At 62.3% G+C, this 20,950-nt stretch carries 19 protein-coding genes; 11 read left to right on the forward strand and 8 right to left on the reverse strand.

Annotated features, from left to right (window positions below; genetic code table 11):
* The first annotated feature begins 9 nt into the window (after positions 1-9).
* Positions 10-1,587, forward strand: a complete 1,578-nt coding sequence (locus HX801_RS30020; RefSeq protein WP_177023299.1) for an ABC-F family ATP-binding cassette domain-containing protein — start codon at positions 10-12, stop codon at positions 1,585-1,587.
* A 6-nt stretch (positions 1,588-1,593) separates the two neighbouring features.
* Here HX801_RS30020 and HX801_RS30025 read toward each other — a convergent pair whose 3' ends face one another.
* Positions 1,594-2,514 carry a DMT family transporter gene (locus HX801_RS30025; RefSeq protein ID WP_008432448.1) on the reverse strand — a complete coding sequence of 307 codons (921 nt, stop codon included), beginning with the start codon at positions 2,512-2,514 and terminating at the stop codon, positions 1,594-1,596.
* 92 nt (positions 2,515-2,606) lie between these two features.
* Between HX801_RS30025 and HX801_RS30030 the strand changes: the two genes are divergently transcribed.
* The 7 genes from HX801_RS30030 to HX801_RS30060 all read left to right on the forward strand — a co-directional run bounded on the left by HX801_RS30030 (position 2,607) and on the right by HX801_RS30060 (position 9,108).
* Positions 2,607-3,170, forward strand: a complete 564-nt coding sequence (locus HX801_RS30030; protein ID WP_003211741.1) for a helix-turn-helix domain-containing protein — start codon at positions 2,607-2,609, stop codon at positions 3,168-3,170.
* Positions 3,171-3,322: 152 nt separating this feature from the next.
* On the forward strand, positions 3,323-3,688 hold the full coding sequence (locus HX801_RS30035) for a hypothetical protein (RefSeq protein ID WP_134326982.1): 366 nt from the start codon (positions 3,323-3,325) through the stop codon (positions 3,686-3,688).
* Positions 3,689-3,925: 237 nt separating this feature from the next.
* Positions 3,926-5,122 carry an SfnB family sulfur acquisition oxidoreductase gene (locus HX801_RS30040; RefSeq protein ID WP_177023300.1) on the forward strand — a complete coding sequence of 399 codons (1,197 nt, stop codon included), beginning with the start codon at positions 3,926-3,928 and terminating at the stop codon, positions 5,120-5,122.
* A 12-nt stretch (positions 5,123-5,134) separates the two neighbouring features.
* Entirely contained in the window at positions 5,135-5,476 is a 342-nt protein-coding gene (locus HX801_RS30045; RefSeq protein WP_003211737.1) for a hypothetical protein, read from the forward strand.
* The gene (locus HX801_RS30050; RefSeq protein WP_003211735.1) at positions 5,476-6,891 is read left to right on the forward strand and encodes an LLM class flavin-dependent oxidoreductase; all 1,416 of its coding nucleotides are present in this window, start codon (positions 5,476-5,478) and stop codon (positions 6,889-6,891) included. Before HX801_RS30045 ends, HX801_RS30050 begins: the two co-directional genes overlap by 1 nt.
* A gap of 124 nt (positions 6,892-7,015) precedes the next feature.
* Positions 7,016-7,603, forward strand: a complete 588-nt coding sequence (locus tag HX801_RS30055) for an AMP-binding protein (RefSeq protein ID WP_102605521.1) — start codon at positions 7,016-7,018, stop codon at positions 7,601-7,603.
* An 86-nt stretch (positions 7,604-7,689) separates the two neighbouring features.
* Positions 7,690-9,108 (forward strand): FAD/NAD(P)-binding protein, encoded by a 1,419-nt coding sequence (locus HX801_RS30060; RefSeq protein ID WP_177023301.1) that lies wholly within the window; start codon positions 7,690-7,692, stop codon positions 9,106-9,108.
* A gap of 103 nt (positions 9,109-9,211) precedes the next feature.
* Here the strand turns inward: HX801_RS30060 and HX801_RS30065 are convergent, their stop codons facing one another.
* Genes HX801_RS30065 through HX801_RS30080 form a run of 4 tightly spaced genes read right to left on the reverse strand, consistent with a single transcriptional unit; the run spans position 9,212 to position 13,844 of the window.
* Positions 9,212-10,477 carry an efflux RND transporter periplasmic adaptor subunit gene (locus HX801_RS30065; protein ID WP_177023302.1) on the reverse strand — a complete coding sequence of 422 codons (1,266 nt, stop codon included), beginning with the start codon at positions 10,475-10,477 and terminating at the stop codon, positions 9,212-9,214.
* Positions 10,467-11,948: a TolC family protein gene (locus HX801_RS30070; protein ID WP_008432459.1), complete on the reverse strand. Its 1,482-nt coding sequence runs from the start codon at positions 11,946-11,948 to the stop codon at positions 10,467-10,469. Before HX801_RS30070 ends, HX801_RS30065 begins: the two co-directional genes overlap by 11 nt.
* Entirely contained in the window at positions 11,941-13,140 is a 1,200-nt protein-coding gene (locus HX801_RS30075) for an ABC transporter permease (RefSeq protein ID WP_102605525.1), read from the reverse strand. The genes HX801_RS30070 and HX801_RS30075 overlap by 8 nt, the downstream gene beginning before the upstream one ends.
* The gene (locus HX801_RS30080) at positions 13,137-13,844 is read right to left on the reverse strand and encodes an ABC transporter ATP-binding protein (RefSeq protein WP_023658970.1); all 708 of its coding nucleotides are present in this window, start codon (positions 13,842-13,844) and stop codon (positions 13,137-13,139) included. Before HX801_RS30080 ends, HX801_RS30075 begins: the two co-directional genes overlap by 4 nt.
* Before the next feature lie 363 nt (positions 13,845-14,207).
* Here HX801_RS30080 and HX801_RS30085 point away from each other — a divergent pair, with 363 nt between their 5' ends.
* Positions 14,208-14,960, forward strand: coding sequence for a TetR/AcrR family transcriptional regulator (locus HX801_RS30085; RefSeq protein ID WP_003211721.1), 753 nt, complete (start codon positions 14,208-14,210; stop codon positions 14,958-14,960).
* Positions 14,961-15,190: 230 nt separating this feature from the next.
* On the opposite strand, the gene HX801_RS30090 is transcribed toward HX801_RS30085, so the two are convergent.
* A complete protein-coding gene (locus tag HX801_RS30090) occupies positions 15,191-16,036 on the reverse strand; it encodes an alpha/beta fold hydrolase (protein ID WP_177023303.1) in 846 nt (281 codons plus the stop codon).
* 105 nt (positions 16,037-16,141) lie between these two features.
* Between HX801_RS30090 and HX801_RS30095 the strand changes: the two genes are divergently transcribed.
* Complete coding sequence (locus HX801_RS30095; RefSeq protein WP_087694807.1) at positions 16,142-17,005, forward strand: LysR family transcriptional regulator; 864 nt, start codon at positions 16,142-16,144, stop codon at positions 17,003-17,005.
* On the opposite strand, the gene HX801_RS30100 is transcribed toward HX801_RS30095, so the two are convergent.
* Positions 17,006-18,067, reverse strand: coding sequence for an FUSC family protein (locus HX801_RS30100; protein WP_177023304.1), 1,062 nt, complete (start codon positions 18,065-18,067; stop codon positions 17,006-17,008).
* Between the two features lie 154 nt (positions 18,068-18,221).
* Positions 18,222-19,847, reverse strand: a complete 1,626-nt coding sequence (locus HX801_RS30105; protein WP_102369501.1) for an NADP-dependent glyceraldehyde-3-phosphate dehydrogenase — start codon at positions 19,845-19,847, stop codon at positions 18,222-18,224.
* 159 nt (positions 19,848-20,006) lie between these two features.
* Here HX801_RS30105 and HX801_RS30110 point away from each other — a divergent pair, with 159 nt between their 5' ends.
* The gene (locus HX801_RS30110; RefSeq protein WP_102369500.1) at positions 20,007-20,867 is read left to right on the forward strand and encodes a Dyp-type peroxidase; all 861 of its coding nucleotides are present in this window, start codon (positions 20,007-20,009) and stop codon (positions 20,865-20,867) included.
* Positions 20,868-20,950: the final 83 nt, after the last annotated feature.

A 20,950-nucleotide genomic window follows, 5' to 3' on the forward strand; every position in this document is an offset into this window, starting at 1 on the left:
GGACGTGTGATGACCCAGCGATTGCTCCACCTTGACCATGTCGCCTGCAGCCTGCCGGATGGACGCAGCCTGTTCGACAACCTGAACCATGCCTTCAGCGCCCGGGCGACCGGCCTCGTGGGGGCCAACGGGACTGGCAAGTCCTTACTGGGCGCAATGCTCGCCGGCACCCTGCAGCCCACCCGCGGGCATGTGCGCCGTGAGGGCAGTGTGTACGCGGTGACGCAACTGCTGGAGCCCGAACACTATCCCAGCGTGGCGGCGCTGGCGGGTGTCGACCAAGTGCTGGCGGCGTTGGCGCGCATCGCCGAGGGCAGCGTGGACGAACAGGACCATGCACTGGCCGTTGATCAATGGGATTGCGCGCCTCGACTGGCGGCGGCCCTGGAGCAAATCGGCCTGGGGCACTTGACTGCCGACTCGCCAACCGCGGCCCTCAGTGGCGGCGAACGCCAGCGCGTCGCTTTGCTGGGCGCCTGGTTGTCGAGGGCAGACTGGTTGATCCTCGATGAGCCCAGCAACCACCTGGACATCGATCAGCAGCACAAGCTTGCCCAGCAGATTGATCGCTGGTCCGGCGGCCTGGTGCTGATCAGCCATGATCGCGGGTTGCTGGAGCACATGGACGAGATTGTCGAACTGTCGCCCAAGGGCTTGGCGGTGTACGGCGGTAATTACAGCCACTATGCGGCGACATGGGAGCAAGAGCAGCAGGCGTTCCAGTCGGCGTTGCAGGGGGAGCGCGCGCACGCCAAACGTGAGCAGCGTGAAGCGGTTATCCAGATGGAGCGTCAGCAGCGCCGCAATGCCCGGGGCGACCGCCAGGCCCGGGATGGCAACCAGACCAAACTGATCACCAACGCCCAGAAAGAGCGCAGTGAAAACAGCCAGGGCAAGTTGCGCCTCAATCAGCAGCTGGCGCGTGAGCAGCAACAGCAGCGGATCGCCGAGGCGCGTGCGCGGTGTGCGCCCGAGATCCAGCGCATGATGCTGTCGCCGGAAAGCGTGGTGCCCCAGGGCAAGCTGGTGTTGCAACTCAACGAGGTGGTGCTGCCGTTTGGCAGCCGCGCACCGATCAATCTCACCCTGACCGGCCCGATGCGCATGGCGATCCTGGGAGCCAATGGCAGTGGCAAGTCGACCCTGCTGCGGGTGATTGCCGGCCAGTTGCCGGTGGCTGCCGGTGAGTTGGCGCGCAGTTGCCATATCGGCTGGCTGGACCAACACGCCGGGCTGGAGCACCCCGAGCGCACGGCGGTGCAATGGCTTTACGAAAGTAATCCGCTACTGGCGGAAAGCGAAGCGCGTACCCGGCTGGCGCAAATGGGCATCGATGCCGACCGGGCGGTCCTCGATACGCGCCAACTGAGCGGCGGCGAGCGTCTGAAAATTGCCCTGGCCGCACAGCTCTACGCCGAGCATCCGCCGCAATTGTTGTTGCTGGACGAACCCGACAACCATCTGGACTTGCCCAGCCGGATTGCCCTGGAGCAAATGCTCAATCAGTACCAGGGCGCGCTGATCGTGGTGTCCCATGACGAGGCGTTCCTGCAGGCCATCAACCTGGACGGTGAGTTGCGCCTCTGAGGCCGCTTAACCCTGGTTTTCATGTTCCAGTTCGGCCTGGGGCTCGGCGAGCCGCTGCCGGCGGGTTTTCATCTCACTGACAATCACCGCCGCCACGATCAACGCCGCGCCCACCATGGCAATCGGCGGGAAGCGCTCCCCGGCAATCCGCCCGACTACGCCGGCCCACACCGGCTCCCCGGCATAAATCAGCGTGGCGCGAGTCGGCGAGACGCTTTTCTGCGCCCAGTTCATCGCCACCTGAATCACCGCGCTGGTCAGCCCCAGGCCCACCGCGCTGAACAGCAGCAACCAGGAAAACCCCGGCAGCGCCTCGCCCATCGGCACCACCATCAGGAACGACAGCACCGACGCCGTGGCCAGTTGCACCACCGTTACCCGGCGTACATCCACCTGCCCGGCAAAGGCGCTGATCAGGATGATCTCGGCGGCAATTGCTACCGCACCGATCAACGTGGCGATTTCACCGGGGCTGAAATTCAATGATGCCCCGGCCGGGCCGGTCAGCAGCATCAGCCCGGTAAACGCGAGCATGATGCCGATGCTCGGCATCAACCCCGGCCGCCGTCCCAGTACCAGCCATTGCAGCAGCGGCACGAATGGCACATACAGCGCAGTAATAAATGCCGACTGGCTGCTCAGGATCGTCTGCAAGCCAATGGTCTGCAAACCGTAGCCGAACATGATCGCCACACCGATAAAGCAGCCAGCCTTCAATTCAAACAGCGTCAGGTTCCGCAGGCTGCGGAATGAGAACGCCCCGACGATGAGCGCCGCCGCAGCAAAACGCAGGCCGACGAAAAACATCGGGCCGCTGACCGCCATGGCGTGCTGCACCAGCAAAAAGGTGCCGCCCCAAAACATGGTGATCACCACCAATACACATTCGGCTTTGCTGAAACGGGAAAACAATGGGGAGGTGGTCATGGCGGCTCGGTCTTGCACAGGAAGGGCGCGGACCGCACAATGCGCCGCAAGCTGGGCAGTATACTGCGCAACCCCACCCTGTGAGCAATATAGTGCACAAAGAAAATCCGCAACGGGCCTCGGTCCTGCAACACGTCAGCCAGAACGTTCGGCGCCTGCGCCATGCGGCTGAGTTGAGCCAGACGGCGCTGTCCGAAAAATCCGGCGTCAGCCGGCGCATGCTGGTGGCAATCGAGGCGGGGGAGAAAAACGTCAGCCTGTCGACCCTCGACCGGGTGGCCGAAGCCCTGGACGTGGCCTTCAGCGACTTGATCCAGGCCCCGGATGCCGCTGATCACAGCCGTATCAACGAACTGGCCTGGGCCGGTGACATCCCCGGCAGCAAAGCCGTGCTGCTGGCCAAGGCCACCGCGCGTCGCGAGGTGGAACTATGGGAGATGCGCCTGGAGCCCGGCGATCGCTACATGCCTGAACCGGACCCCGAGGGTTGGAGCGTGCAGTTGTTTGTGTTCGAAGGCACCCTGACGCTGGTGCTGGGGGATGAGGAAAAAAACGTCGCCACCGGTGAGTTCCTGATGTTCGCCAGCCGCTACCTTCACGCCTATCGCAATGACGGCGACGTGGCGGTGCGGTTTGTGCGCAACGTGGTGATTTAAGACTCTTGGCTTTGAGTGTTGTCAACTGTCAGATTTCACAGCTTACATCAGCGTTGGATTGAATCTAGTGTGGGAGTTACTGCTCAGAGAACTGGCTCAATCGGAGCGCGGGCGGAAGGGGCAGTTGGCTTCACTAAATGGAGAGCACACTGATGACAGCGCAAGACTCAAAGCACATCAAGAGTAGTGACTTGCTTCCCCGTCCACGCATTAATCCCTCTCACGGGAACCATGTGAATTATCCCGAGATGCAGGGTGGGCAAGCCTCGATCATTATTCCCGCGTATCCGGGACTGGCCATTGGGCAAACAATCAGGTGGACGGTCAGGGGGAACGGCTTGCTGTTTGGTCACATCGAGGTAAAGTCGCTGGAGCACCAATACAAAGATGTTGTGAACGGTATTGTCTTCCGCCGTGAGGTGGTGGAGGCAAAATATGGCGTGCGTCAAGATGGACATGACGAGCGCCTTTCTGACCATAGTTTTTATATCGTGGACGACCGTCCTGCCGATGCCTGAGTGGTAGTGAGTTGGCTTTCAATACCGAAGTCAGTGTCGCCGGTATTGAAAGCCACCACGGGGCCTTGCTCCCGGATGATCAACTGTTGGCAGCGCAACAGTGGTTGGACACTTTGCTGTTTTGACCCGCCAACGATTTCCCTGATATACCGGCAACCCGCTGATTTCATTGCACATTGCATTCGGGCACGACTCCTGCAATCACTCCAGTATCTCTCTGGAGCCTGGAGTCGGCCCATGTCAGCCCAACCCCTACAACCTGCCCACATCATCCGTTCGGACGCCGAGGCCATTGCGGTTGCCACCGAGTTGGCCAAGCGTTTTGCCGTGGACGCCGGCGTGCGCGACCGCGAGCGACGCCTGCCGGTGGCCGAGCTGGACGAATTCTCTGCCAGTGGCCTGTGGGGCATCACCATTCCCAAGGCCTACGGCGGCGCGGGAGTGTCCTATGTGACGGTGGCCGAGGTGATCAAGCTGATCTCCGCCGCCGACCCGTCCCTGGGGCAGATTCCGCAGAACCACCTGGGCGTCGTCGACATCCTCCTGCAAACCGCCAGCGAGGAGCAAAAGCAGCACTACTTCGCCAAGGTCCTGCAGGGCTATCGGTTCGGCAATGCCTTCTCCGAAGCCAAGAGCAAGAACGCCGGCACGTTTGACACACAAGTGCGCTTTGACGGCGACAGTGCGTTCATCAACGGCGAGAAGTTCTACTGCACCGGCGCACTGTTCGCCCATATCGTGCCGACGGTGGGCGTCAACGAAAAAGACCAGGCGTTCATCGCCTTTGTCGAACGGGACGCGCCGGGCCTGCAAGTGATCGACAGCTGGGACGGCTTCGGCCAGCGCACCACCGCCAGCGGCGGCGTGACCCTCGACGGTGTGAAGGTGCCGCTGAGTGCGGTGATCCCCGCGCACCAGGCCTTCGACCAACCCACCGCCAACGGCCCGATTTCGCAGATCATCCAGGCGGCCGTCGACACCGGCATCGCCCTCGGGGCCCTGGAACAAGCCAAGATTCATGCACGCCAGGCCCGGCCCTGGATCGACAGCCAGCAGGATCACGGCTGGCAAGACCCGTTCACCATCGCCGCCATCGGCGACCTGGAATGGCGGGTCCACGGCACCGAAGCGATCCTCGCCAAGGCCGGCATTGCCGTCGACCAGGCCCTGGCCAACCCCAACGAAGACACCGTGGCCAATGCCTCGTTGGTCGTCGCCCAGGCCAAAGTGCTGTCGGCGGAAACCGCCTTGCTCGCCAGCAGCAAACTCTTCGAACTGGCCGGCACCCGCTCGGTGTCCGGCAAGCACAACCTCGACCGCTTCTGGCGCAACGCACGTACCCACACCCTGCACGACCCGGCCCGCTGGAAATACCACCTGATCGGCAACTTCGTGCTCAACGGCGTCAAGCCCGCACGCCATGCCTGGAACTGAGGAGTTGCATCCATGACCGCACTGAATCAGGCGCGCCAACTGCTGGAAAGCACCCGGCGCTTTGTCGAGAAAAGTGATGACCCCTACGTGATCAGCCGCTTTGGCGATTTGCAGATTCGCGTGGAGGTAGCGGCTGCTTTGTTTGAACGTGCCGAAACCCACCCAGGCCCGGTGGCCCTCACAGAAGCCCAGATAGCGGCTGCCGAGGCCCTCATCGCTGTCAGCAACGCCGAATTCGAACTCACTGGCCAGCGTACTGCGCTGCCGCCGACCCTTGATGATCCCCTGCGCTGGAAATACCAGATTGTCGGCAACTACCACCTCAACGGTGTCGCCCCCCGGAGTAACGTTTAATGCCTCGTGAAATCCGTTTGAATGCTTTCGACATGAACTGTGTCGGCCACCAGTCGCCGGGCCTGTGGGCCCACCCGCGTGACCGCTCATGGCAGTACAAGGACCTGGAATACTGGACCGACCTGGCAAAAATTCTCGAGCGCGGCAAGTTCGACGGCCTGTTCATCGCCGACGTGTTGGGCATCTACGACGTCTATAACGGCAACGGTGACGCAGCGATTCGCCAGGCGACCCAGGTGCCGGTCAACGACCCGCTGTCGCTGATCGCACCCATGGCGCTGGTCACCGAACACCTGGGTTTTGGCCTCACCGCTTCACTGTCCTTCGAACACCCGTACCCGTTCGCCCGGCGCCTTTCCACCCTCGACCACCTGACCAAGGGCCGCGTCGGCTGGAACATCGTCACCTCGTACCTGGAAAGCGGCGCGAAGAACCTCGGCCAGAAAGCCCAGACCGAACACGATGCGCGCTACGACTACGCCGAGGAATACCTGGAGGTTTGCTACAAGCTCTGGGAAGGCAGCTGGGAAGAGGGCGCGGTGTTGCGCGACCGCGAACGGCGGATCTTCAGCGATCCGAGCAAGATCCACGAGATCCGCCACGTCGGCAAACACTTTCAGGTGCCCGGCATTCACCTGTGCGAACCGTCGCCACAACGCACGCCGGTGCTGTACCAGGCCGGGGCGTCGAGCCGTGGCAAACAGTTCGCCGCCGAACAGGCCGAATGCGTGTTCGTTGCCGCACCGTCGAAAGTGCTGCTGAAGAAAACCGTTGCCGATATCCGCCGCCGTGCGGCCGAGGCGGGGCGTGACCCGAAGAAAATCCTGATCTTCAACTTGCAGACGGTTATCGTTGGCGAGACCGATGCCAAGGCCAAGGCCAAGTTCGACGAATACAAATCCTATGTCAGCTACGAAGGCGCGATGGCCCTGATCTCCGGCTGGACCGGCATCGACTTCAGCCAGTTCAAGCCCGATGAACCCCTCAAGCATGTGCATACCAACGCCATTCAATCGGCGGTGGAAGCCTTCTCCACTGCCGACCCGAACAAGGTCTGGACCCCGAATGAACTGGCAGACTGGGTCGGCATCGGCGGCTTCGGCCCGCTGTTCGTCGGCGGCCCGGAAACCGTGGCCGATCTGTTGCAGGAATGGGTTGAAGAGACCGATGTGGACGGCTTCAACCTGGCCTATGCACTGACCCACGAGACCTTTATCGACGCGGTCGAGTTACTGGTGCCGGAGTTGCAGAAGCGCGGCGTGTACAAGACCGAATATGCCCAGGGCACCCTGCGGGAGAAATTGTTTGGGGACGGCGCGCGGTTGGCGGACAACCATCCGGGGGCCAGCTATCGTGATTTGTCGGGTGTACATAAAACAAATGTGGGAGCGGGCTTGCTCGCGAATGCGGACTGACATTCAGCATTGATGTTGCCTGAAGCACCGTTTTCGCGAGCGAGTCGAGCCGTCCCACCGCCGCCCACATAAATCCGGCCAGCGGACCACCGCATGCTTGTTTCACCAATAGGAGCATCACCCTATGAGCGTGCATGAACTTGAACTTGCGCTGGATGTGGAATGGCCCGCCGAACGGGTCACGGTGTTGCCCGAGGCGTTGGCGCAGTTGCGCCATTGGGCACAAGTGACCCCGTTGCACAGCGCCCTGCGCCACAAACGTGACGGCCAGTGGTATGCCTGGCGGTGGATCGATGCGTTGCGGGATGTCGAGCGCCTGGCTGATGGCTTGCGTCAGCAGGGCTTTACCGAGCAGTCGCGGCTGGCCCTCAGCGGTGCCTTCGAACCCGGCCTATTGCTGCTGGCCCTGGCCGCCCAGGTGATCGGTGGCCAGATCCTGACCCTGGCGGATGACCTCGAGCCCGCTGCCCTGCAGCAACAAGTGTGGCGCATCCGGCCTACCCACGCGTATGTCCCTGGGTTCCAGACGTTGGCGATGGTGCGACGGATCGACCCTGTGGACACCTCACAACGGCTCTGTCGCTGGTGGCAGCCTTCGGGCAAGACCGAATTGTGGAGCGGGGAAAGCACCCATTGGCAAGGCGGCCTGGCGACGGTGCTGGAGCAATGGCTGATTAGCGGCCAGAGCCTGGGCTTCCCGCAGTCGGGCTGAACTAGGCGTCCCGGGTGAATGTGCTGGATACTGCACGGGGCGATTTTTACCACAACCATTCAGGCAGACAGTAAGGGCGCAATTTCATGAGTGAAACCGAACGCGGACAGGCGACGAGCGCCATTCGCAACGCCGATGTGCTGATTGTCGGCGGCGGCCTGAGCGGGACGATGCTGGCGGTGCAGTTGCTGCGCCTGCCGGGCACGCGGCAGATCCTGGTGATCGAGCCGCGCCAGGAACTGGGGCGCGGCGAGGCCTACAGTGCGGTAGAGCTTGGGCACACCTTGAACGGCAACGCCGCGCGCATGAGCGTCGACCCGGACAACGCCGATGACCTGACCCAGTGGCTGACCGCCTACATCGCCGGCGGCGGCTGGCCCGAGTCGGACCAGCAGCACGTGCCCATCAGCGAACTGTTTCCGCCCCGCGGGATTTTTGGCCTGTACGCGCAGCAGCGGCTGGCCGAGGCCAAGGCGATTTCCGCGTCGACCGTCGAGCACATTCGCGCCGAGGTGACAGACCTTGAGGTGGATGAACACGCCACACGGCTGACCTTGAGCGACGGCCAGCAACTGCGCGGTGCCTGTGCGGTATTGGCCACCGGCATGTTCCCGGCGGCACGCACGCCACAGACCGAATCCAGCGGCTTGAATGCCGCTGCCGTCGACCCGTGGGATGTATCGGCCATGACCCAACTGGACCCGCAATCCACCGTGCTGATCATCGGTTCCGGGCTGACCATGGTGGACGCCGTGGTGTCCCTGGAACAGGCCGGCCATCGCGGGCCCATCGAGATTTTTTCGCGCCACGGCCTGTTGCCCCATGTCCGTCGGCAGCCGCCGGCCTGGGTCGACTTCCTGGGAGAAGACCACAGCCTGCGCAGCCCCCGGCAATTGCTGCGGGAGGTGCGACGCCAATGCCGGCTCGCGCTGGTGCAGGGGATTGACTGGCAAGCGCCGCTGGACACCGTGCGTGCCAACATCGGGCGGTTGTGGAGCCAGGCCAGCGAGGGCGAGAAACGTCAGTTCGTGCGGCATGTGCGGCCCTGGTGGGAAAGCCACCACCACCGTTCGCCGCCGTTGAGTGCCGAGTTGGTGGCGCGGTTGCATGGGGAAGGGCGGCTGCGGATCCGGGCGGCTTCGTACAAGGGGCTGGTGCCTTCGCAAGGTGAGGTGACGATCCGCCTGCGTCATCGTGGAGAGCAGGATGTGGTGCAGGTGTCGGGGGCAGCGCTGATCAACTCCAGCGGGATTGAATATGACTGGCGGCGCGTGGCCCGGCCGTTGCCCCGGCAGTTGCTCAAGCGCGGGCTGATTCAGCCCGGGCCGTTGGCGTTGGGGATTGCGGCGGATGTGTCGGGGGCGGTGCTGGATGCCCACGGGAATGTCAGCCGGCGGCTGTTTGCCATGGGCCCGCCGTTGCGCGGGATGTGGTGGGAAAGTACCGCAGTGACGGATGTCGCGATTCAGGCCAAGGCGCTGGCCGCGAGGTTGGCACACCTCTGAATCTAATGTGGGAGCTGGCTTGACTGCGATAGCGGTGGGTCAGCTGCATCTTTATCAACTGAGAGATTGCTATCGCAGGCAAGCCAGCTCCTACAGGTCGGGTTCATGGACCGACCTTCACAAACCCAGGCTTCAACCCAAACACTTCAACCCCCTGGGCCGTCGACTGCCCGGTGGTCACCGTCACCCGCTCCACCGGTTTATCCATCGCTGCCCGATATTCCACCGTCATCACCCCATCCCCGCGACTGATCGCCTGGGCCGGTACGACAATCGCCTGGTCATTGTTGTAGGTCACAATGGTCAACCGCGCACTCATCCCCAACCTTACCCGCTGCAACTGTCGCGGGGTCAGCTTGGGAATCGACAGGGTCACCGGAAACTGCGCGCTACCCTGGCTGTCGCTGGCAATCGCCAAGCCACTGACCACGCTGACCGATCCCGTCAGCCGTTCCCCATCAAACCCGTCGCCCATCACCTCCACCGCCTGCCCTTGGTGCAACTGGTTGATGTCCAGCTCCGACACCTTGGCGACGATTTTCAGTTTCTCGATATTCGCCAGTCCAAACAGCACCTGGCCCTGGCTGACCTTGCTCCCGGCCTGCACCGGCGCGTTATTGCCCCCGCCGCCCTGGGTCGATGAATTACTGCCCGGCGCCGGCACCACAATGCCGGAGAACGGGGCCTTGACTTCCTTGCCATCTAGCAGGGTGCGCAGGGCTTCATATTTCACGGTGGCGTTGGTCAGCTCCATATCGGCGATCTGCCGGTATTCGCCCTTGCCTTGTTCAACGGCCTGTTGCAGCTCAGCGCGGGCGGCCGTCAGGTCGAGTTGTTGCTGGGTGGCCTGTTGTTTCAGGTCGTCGAGTTCGTTGCGCGGGATGATGCCGCGCTTGAACAGGTTTTCGCTTTCGGTGAGTTTGCGCTGGGTGTTGCTGGCGGTCATTTCGGCAGTGCGCAGGGTGCGGCGGGCGCGCCCGACTTGCTGGCCGCTGTCCCAGTCCTGCATTTCCTGCACCGTGCGCCGGGCCTTGAGCTGGGCGGAGAGGGCGTCGCGCAGTTGCACTTCGAGGGTGGCCGGGTCCATGCGTAGCAGCACCTGCCCGGCCTCGACCCGCTGGCCCTGTTCCACCAGGTTGGCCTGCACATTACCGTCGAACGGCGCGGTGAGGGTGATGGTGGTGTCAGGCTCGATCTTGCCCACCAGGCCGATCTGATGCACCAGCGGGTCGACCTTCACCGCCAGCCACTGCTCGGCGTTGCCGGGCTGGTTGGCGGCCGGGCTTTGACGGCTGAGCAGCGAGATGCCGACGCCAGCCACCAGCACAATCAACACGGCGCCCAACAGGCGCTTCTTATTAGTAGTCATTGAGGGCGATTTCCCAACTTTCCAGCGTCATGCCCAAGGTCAAGTCGAGCTGAGTCTGGGCGTTCAAATAGGCAATCAGCGCATTGAGCCGCGAGTTCTCGGCGTTGCGCAGGTCGGTTTCGAAACTCAATACCTGGAAGTTCGTGGAGCGCCCGGCGCTGAGTTTTTCCCGTTCGATTTCGATCTTGCGCTTGGACAACTCTACCGCCCGCTGGGAAATTTCATACTGGCGCCAGCGAGTGCCCAGGTCGCGCACCACATCGTTGACGTCGCGCTCCAGTTGCTGGCGGGCGTCGGCGATGATGATCTCCTGGTTTTCCACATCGACCCGCGCGTGCACCTCGGCCTGGCGAGTGCTGATGTCGCCGATGGGAATCTGCACCTGCACGCCCGCGTAGCTGTCCCAGCGCCGGTTGCTGTTGTAGCCGTTATCGTCATTGGTGGCGGCCCGAATCTGGTTGGCACCGGCCACCAGGTCCACTTGCCAGCGGCCGGAGTCCTTGGCGATCACCAGGTTGAGGTCGGCCTGCTGGCTGCCGAGCAGGGTGGCGAGGTATTCCGGCTGCTGGTTCTGCGCCAGCACGAAAGCCTGGCGTTTATCGATGTCCATGGGCCTGGCTTCAAGGGCCTCGGTGGCGCGGATCGGTGTCGACAGGTCGAGGGCCAGCAGGCGCAGCAGGGCCAGGCGGCTGGTGTCCAGTTGGTTCTGGGCTTCTTCCACCCCCAGTTGCTGGGTGGCGATATCGGCTTCGGTCTGCACAATCTCGAACTCGGCCATGCGCCCGGCACTGATCAGTGCCTTGTTCACTTCAAGCAAGGTGCCGGAGCGCTTGAGGGCGTCCTGCACGATGCTCAGTTGTTCCTGGGCCCGCAGCAACTCGCGGTAGGTGGCGATGATGTTGCTGATGGTTTGCGCCACGTTGGCCTTGAGGTTCAGGCGGTTGGCCTGTTCCGACAGGCGTGACAGGCGCAGCGGGGCGGTGGTGGCGTCCCAGCCGGCACCGCGCATCAGCGGTTGGATCAGTGACAGGTCGAGGCCGTCGCTGCGGTAGCGTCCGGCGCGATCGGCGTTGTTCAGTTGTTGGGTCCAGTTCATGCTCAGGCGCGTGCCGTACTCACCGAGCAAGGTGGCATTAGGCGCGAGGTTAGCGTTGCGGGAGCTGTCTTCAGTGCCTTTAGTCGTGCGGTAGTAGCTGTTCAGGGTCAGCTTGGGGTTGAACGTGTCTTCAGCTACCCGCAGGTCGAATTTCTGCGCCACCCGTTGCAGGTACGCGCTGCGAATCGCCGGGTTGTTGCGCAGGCCCAGGTACACCGCATCCCCCAGGGTCAGGGTGGTGGACTGGGCATTCAGCGACACGCTGCGTTCATAGCCACTGCGGGTGGTACTGGGCGCGGAGGGGCGAATCACCACGTCGGCGGCCACGCTGTGCAGGCTTACCAAGGCGGTCAACAACAGCAGGCGTTTATTCATCGCGCAGGGCCTCCACCGGCTGCAGCCGCGAGGCCGACACCGCCGGATAGATCCCGAAAAACAGCCCCACCAGCAACGTGCTGCCGACCCCGAGCGGCAGCGCGGCCACCGCCAGGGAAAACTGCCAGCCGGACAGCCTGGCATACAGGTACGCGGCGGTCATGCCCAGTACCGCGCCGCATACCGCACCCACGGCGGTCAGGGTCACGGCTTCCAGCAGGAACAGGTTGCGAATGTCGCGCTGGCGCGCCCCGAGGGCCATGCGAATCCCGATTTCCCGGCGCCGCTCCGAGACGTTCATCAGCATCACGTTCATCACGCCGACGCCGCCGCCCACCAGGGAGATCGCGCCCAGGGCCAGCAGCAGGTAGGCGAAGGTCCGGCTTTGGCGGGTCATGCCATCGATCATTTGCTGGGGCACCTGAATGTCGACATCGTGGTCGGAGAGCTGGGCTCGCAGTGCCACGGCTGAGTCCTGGGCGAGGCGTTCCATATCCTGGCCGGGGGTGGCACGGATGATCACGTTGCCGATTTGCGGGCTGGCGTAGATCCGGCGCATGCCCGGGGCGGGGACGAACAGCGATTCGTTGGCCTGTACGGGAATCAGCATTGCCCGGGGCTGGCTGTGCAGAATGCCCACGATCAGGAACAGGTAATCGTTGATACGTACCCGGTCGCCCAGTTGCAGCGGGTCGCCGGGCACGCTCAAGGCCTGGACGACCTGGTCACCGACGACCGCATAGGTTTCCCCAGCATCGAAACTCGACAGGAAGCGCCCGTCGCGCACCGACAGGCGCATGGCATCCTTGAGGTCCGGCGTACTGCCGACGAGGCTTGCGTTCCAGGTACGGCCATGGAACACCACTGGCCCGCTGAACAGCGAGACCGCACCGATATGGGCAATGCCTGGAACGCTGCGGCGCACGGCTTCCAGGTCCAGGCTGGCGGGCATTTGCGCAGTGCTGGCACCCCTGGGCGGGAATTGCGCCACCAGGGTGTCGGTGCCCATGTCCTTGAAAATCATCGCCGCGTCTTCGGCGGCGTTGTGCCCGATATTGATCAGCGCCACCACCGAGGAACTGCCGATGACGATGCCCAGCAAGGCCAGGATCGAGCGCTTGCCCAGGGTGCGCAGGCTGACAAACGCCTCGTGCAGCAATTGGCTCAGGCTTTGTTCGACCCGCAGGCTCATAGGCGCCCGGCCTCTTGCACCACGCCATTGCGCACCAGGATCTTGCGATTCAGGCGTTCGGCAATGTGCGGGTCGTGGGTGACGATGATCAGCGTCACCTGCTGCTCGCGGTTGAGCGCCAGCAACAGGTCCATGATCTCCTGGGCGGTGGTGCTGTCGAGGTTGCCGGTGGGTTCGTCGGCGAGGATCACCGACGGGTTGCCGACCAATGCCCGGGCGATGGCGACCCGTTGGCGCTGGCCGCCGGAAAGGTCGGCCGGGCGATGGTGGGCGCGCTCGGCCAGGCCCACCTGGTCGAGCATGCGCAGGGCCTGTTCCACCGAGTCGTGGCGTGACACGCCGCGGTAGCTCAGGGGCAGGGCGACGTTGTCCAGGGCACTGAGGCGTGGCAGCAGGTTGAAACTCTGGAAGACGAAACCGATCTGCTGATTGCGGATCGCCGCCAGTTGATCGGGGCTGGCGCTGAAGATGTCATGGCCGGCAAAGCGGTACTGGCCGCAGTCGGGCAAATCCAGCAGGCCGAGAATATTGAGCAGGGTACTTTTGCCGGAGCCGGAGGCACCGAGGATGCCGCAGCTGTCACCGGTTTCGATGGCCAGGCATACATCATTGAGAATCGACAGGTGTTGACCGGCCAGCTGATAGCTTTTGCCGATGCCTTGCAAGGAGATAAAGCCTGGGTGCGCGGGGGTATCTGTCATCATGACTACGCCTGCAGCCTCGACAGCGCCGTGCTTCCCCCGAAAATCCTTGTAACAAGTTCAGGAGCTGCCTGGTACACGTCACGGACTGGTTTTATTTCTTGTTTTTAAAATATTGTTTGAATACTAACCGCGATCCAGCCGTTCCGCCAGCCATGGATATAGAGCGGTTTTACCCTTTGAAACGATTCTTCAAAGGGACGTTTCCGGCGCTGAAAAAATCCATCAGCTACCCTCAATGAGCCCGTTGCTGTTGGCTTTGAATAGTATGGCGCTGTGTCACTACTTGCTTTCAGGCAGCGGCCCCGGTATAAAAAATCAAATTAATTTTTAAAACAATATTTCCGCAGTGGAACCCCAATCCCTATGGTCGCGAAGAAACTCAGCGCTCCAAACGTTACCAAGACCCGATTGCTGGATGCGACAGAGGCTCTTTTCATCAAATACGGCTATGACGCTGTTTTGTTGCGGCAGATAACCGAGAGGGCCCAGGTCAATCTCGCTGCGGTGAATTACCACTTCGGGGACAAGGACTCCCTGATGAAAACCCTGCTGATGCAGCGCCTGGAGCCGCTCAACGAGCAGCGCCTGGAGTTGCTCGCCCGGTGCGAAGCCGAATCCGACGGCCCGCTGGATTGCGACACCTTGCTCGGGGTGCTGTTCGCCCCGGCCATGGGCCTGGAACGCAGCGACCCGGCCAGCGGGGAAGGGCGTTCATTCATCCGGTTCCTGGGGCGGGTGTACAGCGACACGTCGCCGTTTATCCAGGAATACCTCAAGGTGCATTACCAGCCGGTGTTCCAGCGCTTCTTCGAAGCCTTCGCACTGGCGCTTCCGGACTTGCCGCGCAACGAGCTGGGGGTACGCCTGCAATTTGCCCTCAAGGCGATCTCCGGGGTGATGGCCGGTACCGAGCTGCGTTTGCTGATGAACTCCATGAGCCTGGGACGCCCGGCCACGGATGCCGAGGTCATGGCCAAGTTGATTACCCTGGTGTCGGCGGCGATTCGTGTGCCGCAGCAAAGTCCTGAAGCCGAAACGGCCCTGGCGCGGGTGCTCGATACCCAGCGCGCGATACGTGAGCAAGCGGCGTCGCCTGTCAACAAGGTGGCTCGTTGACCCATCAAGACCGGCTCGCAATGAGCCGGTTTGCTTCGACTCCTCTCTCCAGAAACCGTGTGCCCACTCAAATTCCGGGCAAAAAAAACCCGCTGGGGCGGCGGGTTTTTAACTACAACGTTTGTAACGGATGAGGCTTTACCCTACGTCTCTGGATGTGAATAAAACGTGAAAAATATGTAAGAGAAAGTGTGAAGTCTATTGGCTTGTGTAATCCCGACAAATGGCAGTCAGCGTTTACTGTGAACCTGGCCGATAAAGTCTACAAGGTACTCACTCACCCGTTCCGGCGCATCCTCCATCAGAAAGTGCCCGGCGTTTTGCACCACCTGCAGCACGGCCCCACGGATGTCGTTTCGCAGGCGATGTGCATAAGCCAGCGGCTGCCATTCATCTTCAGCGCCCCATAAAATCTGCACCGGCAAATCCATGCCCGGCAGGCGCTGCGCAAAATCGGCGGTATACCGCGAGTCGTAATGCGCCACCTGATGCTGGTAGAACGCTGGCTGACCGATCACGCCACTGATCGGCGCCAGGTATTCCTCCAGCAGCGCGCCCTGCATCACGCTCTTGTCGAACACCGCCATGGCCAGTTGTCGGATCATCAACGCGCGGTGTTCATCCGGTGCCATGCGTGCATGTTCGGCAAACCGCTGATGAATCCCGCGCCAAGTGGGCGATGGCCACGAGTCATAGCTGGGGGCGTCGGCGACCGTCAATGAGTGCACCCGCTGCGGGTGGTCAAGGGCAAACAGCAGCGCGTTGACGCCGCCGATGTCATGGCCCACCAGGTGCACACGCTCGAGCCCCCAGTGGTCCAGCAAATCGCCGATCAAGCGGCTTTGCACTGCCACCGAAGTATCCCCCTGGAGTGGACGCTCCGAAGCGCCGAAACCCAACAGGTCAAACAAATGGACCTGCATGCCGGCGGCAGTCAGACGCGGCACCACCCTGCGCCAGATGATGGAATGGGCGGGTGTGCCGTGCAGCAACAGCACCGGCAGCCCCTCGCCATGGCGGCCAGTGGCGATGCGCCAACCGTTGATCAGTGCGGTTTCGTTAAGCAGGGCAGTCATGACAGGTCCTCGCGGTTGATTAAGGCTTTACCCTAAAGCCCGACTGGTCATGACGCCAATGACAACTTACTCTCTGCTAATCCTGTTTTTGTCATAGGTCTGATCATGAACCAGCGACTGCCCATCGATGTGCTGCGTGCCCTGCAAACTGTGGTCGAAACCGGTAGTGTCACCCGGGCGGCCGAGCGTTTGAACCTCAGCCAGTCGGCGGTCAGCTGGAAGATCAAGCGCCTGGAGAAACAACTCGAGCGGCCGTTGATCCAGCGCGAGGGCCAGCGCCTGGTGGCCAGTGATGATGGCGCGCAGTTGCTCGTCCACGCCCGGCGCATCATCGAGGCCCACGATGCAGCGCTGGCGCATTTCAATCCGGTGCAGTTACAAGGCTCCATCCGCCTGGGCGCCACCGAACAGGTGCCGATGGCCGAGTTGTCGAACTTGCTCGGCCAGTTTTCCCGGCAACACCGCCAACTGGATGTGCGAATTGTGGTGGAGCAGAGCCACGTGCTTCGCCAGGCCCTGGTGGACCGTGAGCTGGACCTGGCGCTGCACCAGGATTTCATCCCGCGTATCGAAGCGCGGGACCAATTGCTGTGGACCGAACAGGTGCACTGGTGCGCCCGGCCAGGCTGGCAGCCTGCGCCTGACGAATGCGTGCGGCTGATCACCTTCGGCCCCGGCTGTTTTTACCGGCAACTGGCCCAGGAACGCCTGAGCGCCTTGGGCATTCGCTGGCAGGTGGTGGTGGAATGCGGGTCGGTGGAGGGTGTGGTATCGGCCATCGCCGCCGGGTTGGGCATCGGCCTGCTCAGCAGTGACCATCTCGACAAGCGCGTGGAAGTGTATCGCCCCTTCGACCAGCGGATGCCGCTGCCCGAAGTGGCGAACGTGTTGCGCTTTGCCGAGGACAGCCCCGCGCCCCGGTTACAGGCGTTGCAGCAGCTGTTGATACAGGCGCTGCACCGGGGCTGATCAGATTTTCCAGTGGCTGGCGCTCTTGGCCAGGCGCTGGCGCATGGCGTCAATATTGGCTGCCAGTTGCAGGGTCAATAACCGGTAACCGTCCAACGCGTTGACCACCGGCACTTCAAAGGTCTGTTCGTGGGTCGGCGTGGTGCTCGGACGTTCCAGCCGGTCGGTGGCCCCGGATTGCAACGCCCGCGCCATCCCGATCAACTGCACCCGAATCTGCCGGTGCTCGGCTTTCAACGCCACCTGCATGCGCGCCAGGACTTCCTTGTCCCGTGGGTCGGGGCGGGTGTTGCCGAGGATCTCCAGGGTGCTGATGCACATCCGCAAATGCCGCTGCAGGGTGTCCAGCTCGGTCATGGAAATCCGCACTTCCTTGGAGACCGATGGCATCAGCGAGCGTAGTTGCAGCATCGCGGCGTTCAGGCGATTCAGCAGCTTGAGGTGTTCATCATCGGTGACCGATTGGCCGCTGATGATCCGGCTATAAATCGCCGCGCAATCGCGCAAGGCACTGGCCAGGTTGTAGCGCCAGGAATACACCGCATACAGCGGCAGGGCGAAGGAAAACGCCAGGGCCAGGACGATGCCGATCAGGATGTCGACCGTGCGCCACAACCCGTCCGATATCGGATTATCGCCATGGCCCGCAACGATAAATACGGTGATGGCCGACAGCAACGCGATGTATCCGCCCTTGCCGATGGCGTGATAGGAAAAGAACCCGCACACCACCGACATCAGCAAATAGGTCAAAAGTGGCTGCCCCAGATACGCCTGTTGCAGCACCAGCAGCAAACCGACGCTGGCGCCGATCAACGTGCCGTAGGCGCGCTCGACGGCTTTCTTGCCGATATTGCCGTGGTGCTGCAAACCGCCGATCACGATCAGCATCGTCACCGAGGCCCACTCACCATGGGGCAGGTTGATGCCGGTGGTGAGCAGGATCGTTGCGAGCAACCCAATGGAAACCCGCACCGCGTGGATCAACTTGGCGTGACGGTAGCGCCGGTACGGGTCCAGCAACGGACGCAGCAAGCGGCGGGCGAAGAGAGGGAGATTCATTGGTATCAGGGTAACCTCGTTGTTCAGGCTTCACTCAGTTCCAATGTGGGAGCGGGCTTGCTCGCGAAGGCGGCGTGTCAGTCAATACATCCGGCGACTGAACCACCGCTTTCGCGAGCAAGCCCGCTCCCACATTTTTAGATCGGTGTCGGGCTCAGAAAATATAGTCAGTGGTCAGAAAGCTCGACGTGCGTTCCTGCAGGATGTCACTGACCAGTTCCTTGTTGCTCGCCTGGAACTTGGTCGCCACCAGGGTACGGATCGAAAACACCCGCAACGCATCATGTACCGACAGCGTGCCCTCGGCCGAGTTCTTGCGCCCGTTGAACGGGAAACTGTCCGGCCCGCGCTGGCACTGGGCATTGATGTTGATCCGGCCCACCTGGTTGGCGAACGCGTCCACCAGGCGCCCGACTTCCCTCGGGCTGGTGCCGAAGATACTCAGTTGCTGGCCGAAGTCCGACTCCAGCACGTAGTCGATCACCGTCTCCAGGTCGCGGTAAGGCACGATCGGCACCACCGGGCCGAACTGCTCCTCGTGGTACACGCGCATCTGCGGGTTCACCGGGTACAGCACCGCCGGGTAGAAAAACGAGCCACGGCTGGCGCCGCCATTCTCGTTCACCACCTTGGCGCCATGGGCCAGTGCGTCGGTCACCAGGCCGCCGAGGTAATCCACCTTGCCCTGCTCGGGCAGTGGCGTCAGCGACACACCGTCTTCCCACGGCATGCCAGGCTTGAGGGTCGCCAGCTTGCGGTTGAATTTCTCGATAAAGCTGTCGACCACATCCTCATGCACAAACAGGATCTTCAACGCGGTGCAACGCTGGCCGTTGAACGAGAGCGAACCGGTGACAGCTTCGTTGACCGCATTGTCCAGGTCGACCTGCGGCAGTACGATCCCGGGATTCTTTGCATCCAGACCCAACGCCGCGCGTAGCCGGTGCGGTTTCGGGTGCAGTTTCTTCAAATCGCTGGCGGCCTTGTTGGTGCCGATAAACGCAAAGATATCGATCTTGCCGCTGGCCATCAGCGCGCTGACCGTCTCGCGACCGCTACCGTAGATCACGTTGATCACGCCGGCCGGGAAGCTGTCGCGGAACGCCTCCAGCAACGGGCGAATCAGCAGCACGCCGAGCTTGGCCGGCTTGAACACCACGGTGTTGCCCATGATCAGCGCCGGGATCAGCGTGGTGAAGGTCTCGTTCAGCGGGTAGTTGTAGGGGCCCATGCACAGTGCCACGCCCAGCGGCACCCGGCGGATCTGCCCCAGGGTGTCCTGTTCCAGCTCGAAGCGGCTGGAGCGACGGTCGAGTTCCTTGAGGGCATTGATGGTGTCGGTGATGTAGTCGCAAGTGCGGTCGAACTCTTTCTGCGAGTCCTTGAGGTTCTTGCCAATCTCCCACATCAGCAGCTTGACCACTGCGTCACGCTGTTCGCGCATACGCCGCAAAAACGCTTCGACATGCTGGATGCGATCCACCACGCGCATGGTCGGCCACGCGCCCTGGCCACGGTCGTAGGCGGCCACGGCAGCGTCGAGGGCGGTCAAGGCGGTGTCGGCGTCCAGCAGCGGGGTGCTGCCGATGATCACCGGCGTGTCACCGTCGGTGCCGCGCAACTGCACCGGGCTGCGCACTTCGGCCAAAGGGCCGTTCCACACATGCAACTGGCCGCCGACCAGGTAATCACGTTGTTCGATGGGCGCCGCGAGCCGGAATTGCTCGGGAATCTCGGCGGCAGTGGGAAACAGCTGGGCGAGCAGGTTGTCGGTGGTCATGTCGCTACCCCTGGAATGGTTGCAAAACGTGACTAGAGATTCACCCATCAACGGCCCGTGTGGCAAGGGCTAGACGCATTAACCCGCGAACCTTGGAAAACCTTGAGCACAACCGTGAGCTCGCCGGGTAAACTGCGCGGCTTTCTTGAAGGAGTTCACATGAGTCAGTACCAGCCGGGCATTCTTGCCGCACCGGTGCCGTTGCAGGCACGCCATCTGTTTTTTGCCATTGAGTCGCTGGATGCCGTGCCTGCCGCACTGGATGCGCTGGTGCAGTTGGTGGACGCCAGTGCGGTGGTCGGTTTTGGTGAGCCGCTGGTCAATGCCCTTGGCGCCCGGATTGACGGGTTGCGGGCGTTCCCTCATGTGAGCGGGCCGGGGGCGGAGAATCCGTCGACCCAGCAGGCGCTGTGGGTCTGGTTGCACGGTGTGGATCGCGGTGAGTTGCTGTTGCGCAGCCGGGCGTTCGAGAAGGCCCTGGCGCCGGGGTTTGGTCTGGTGCAGATGACCGAGGGGTTTCGCTACAAGACCGGGTTTGACCTGACCGACTATGAGGATGGCACTGAGAATCCGCATGATGATGCGGCGGTGGAGGCTGCGGTGGCGCAGGGTGGTGCGAGTTTTGCGGCGATCCAGCAGTGGCAGCATGATCTGGATGGGTTTGCGGCGTTGCCGGCTCTGGAGCGGGACCACATTATTGGTCGGCGCCATGGTGATAACGAGGAGCTGGAGGACGCGCCGGAGTCGGCGCACACCAAGCGTACGGCTCAGGAGAGTTTTACCCCGGAGGCGTTTGTGGTGCGGCGGTCGATGCCATGGGCCGAGAATGGTCAGGCGGGGTTGATGTTCCTGGCGTTTGGGCATTCGTTTGATGCGTTTGAAGCCCAACTGCGGCGGATGAGTGGGCTTGAGGATGGGATTGTTGATGGGTTGTATCGCATTAGCAAGCCGTTGACTGGGGGGTATTACTGGTGTCCGCCGGTGCGTGATGGGCGGGTGGATTTGAGCTTGGTGCGCTGAGGTTTTTGTTCGGGGTACATATCCATTATTTAGGTAACGGCCGCCTATGGTTTCGCTCTTACAGCGGGTCACTTTTGGCAAAC

It is taken from the genome of Pseudomonas sp. G1002 (assembly GCF_013385455.1).
GTDB lineage: Bacteria > Pseudomonadota > Gammaproteobacteria > Pseudomonadales > Pseudomonadaceae > Aquipseudomonas.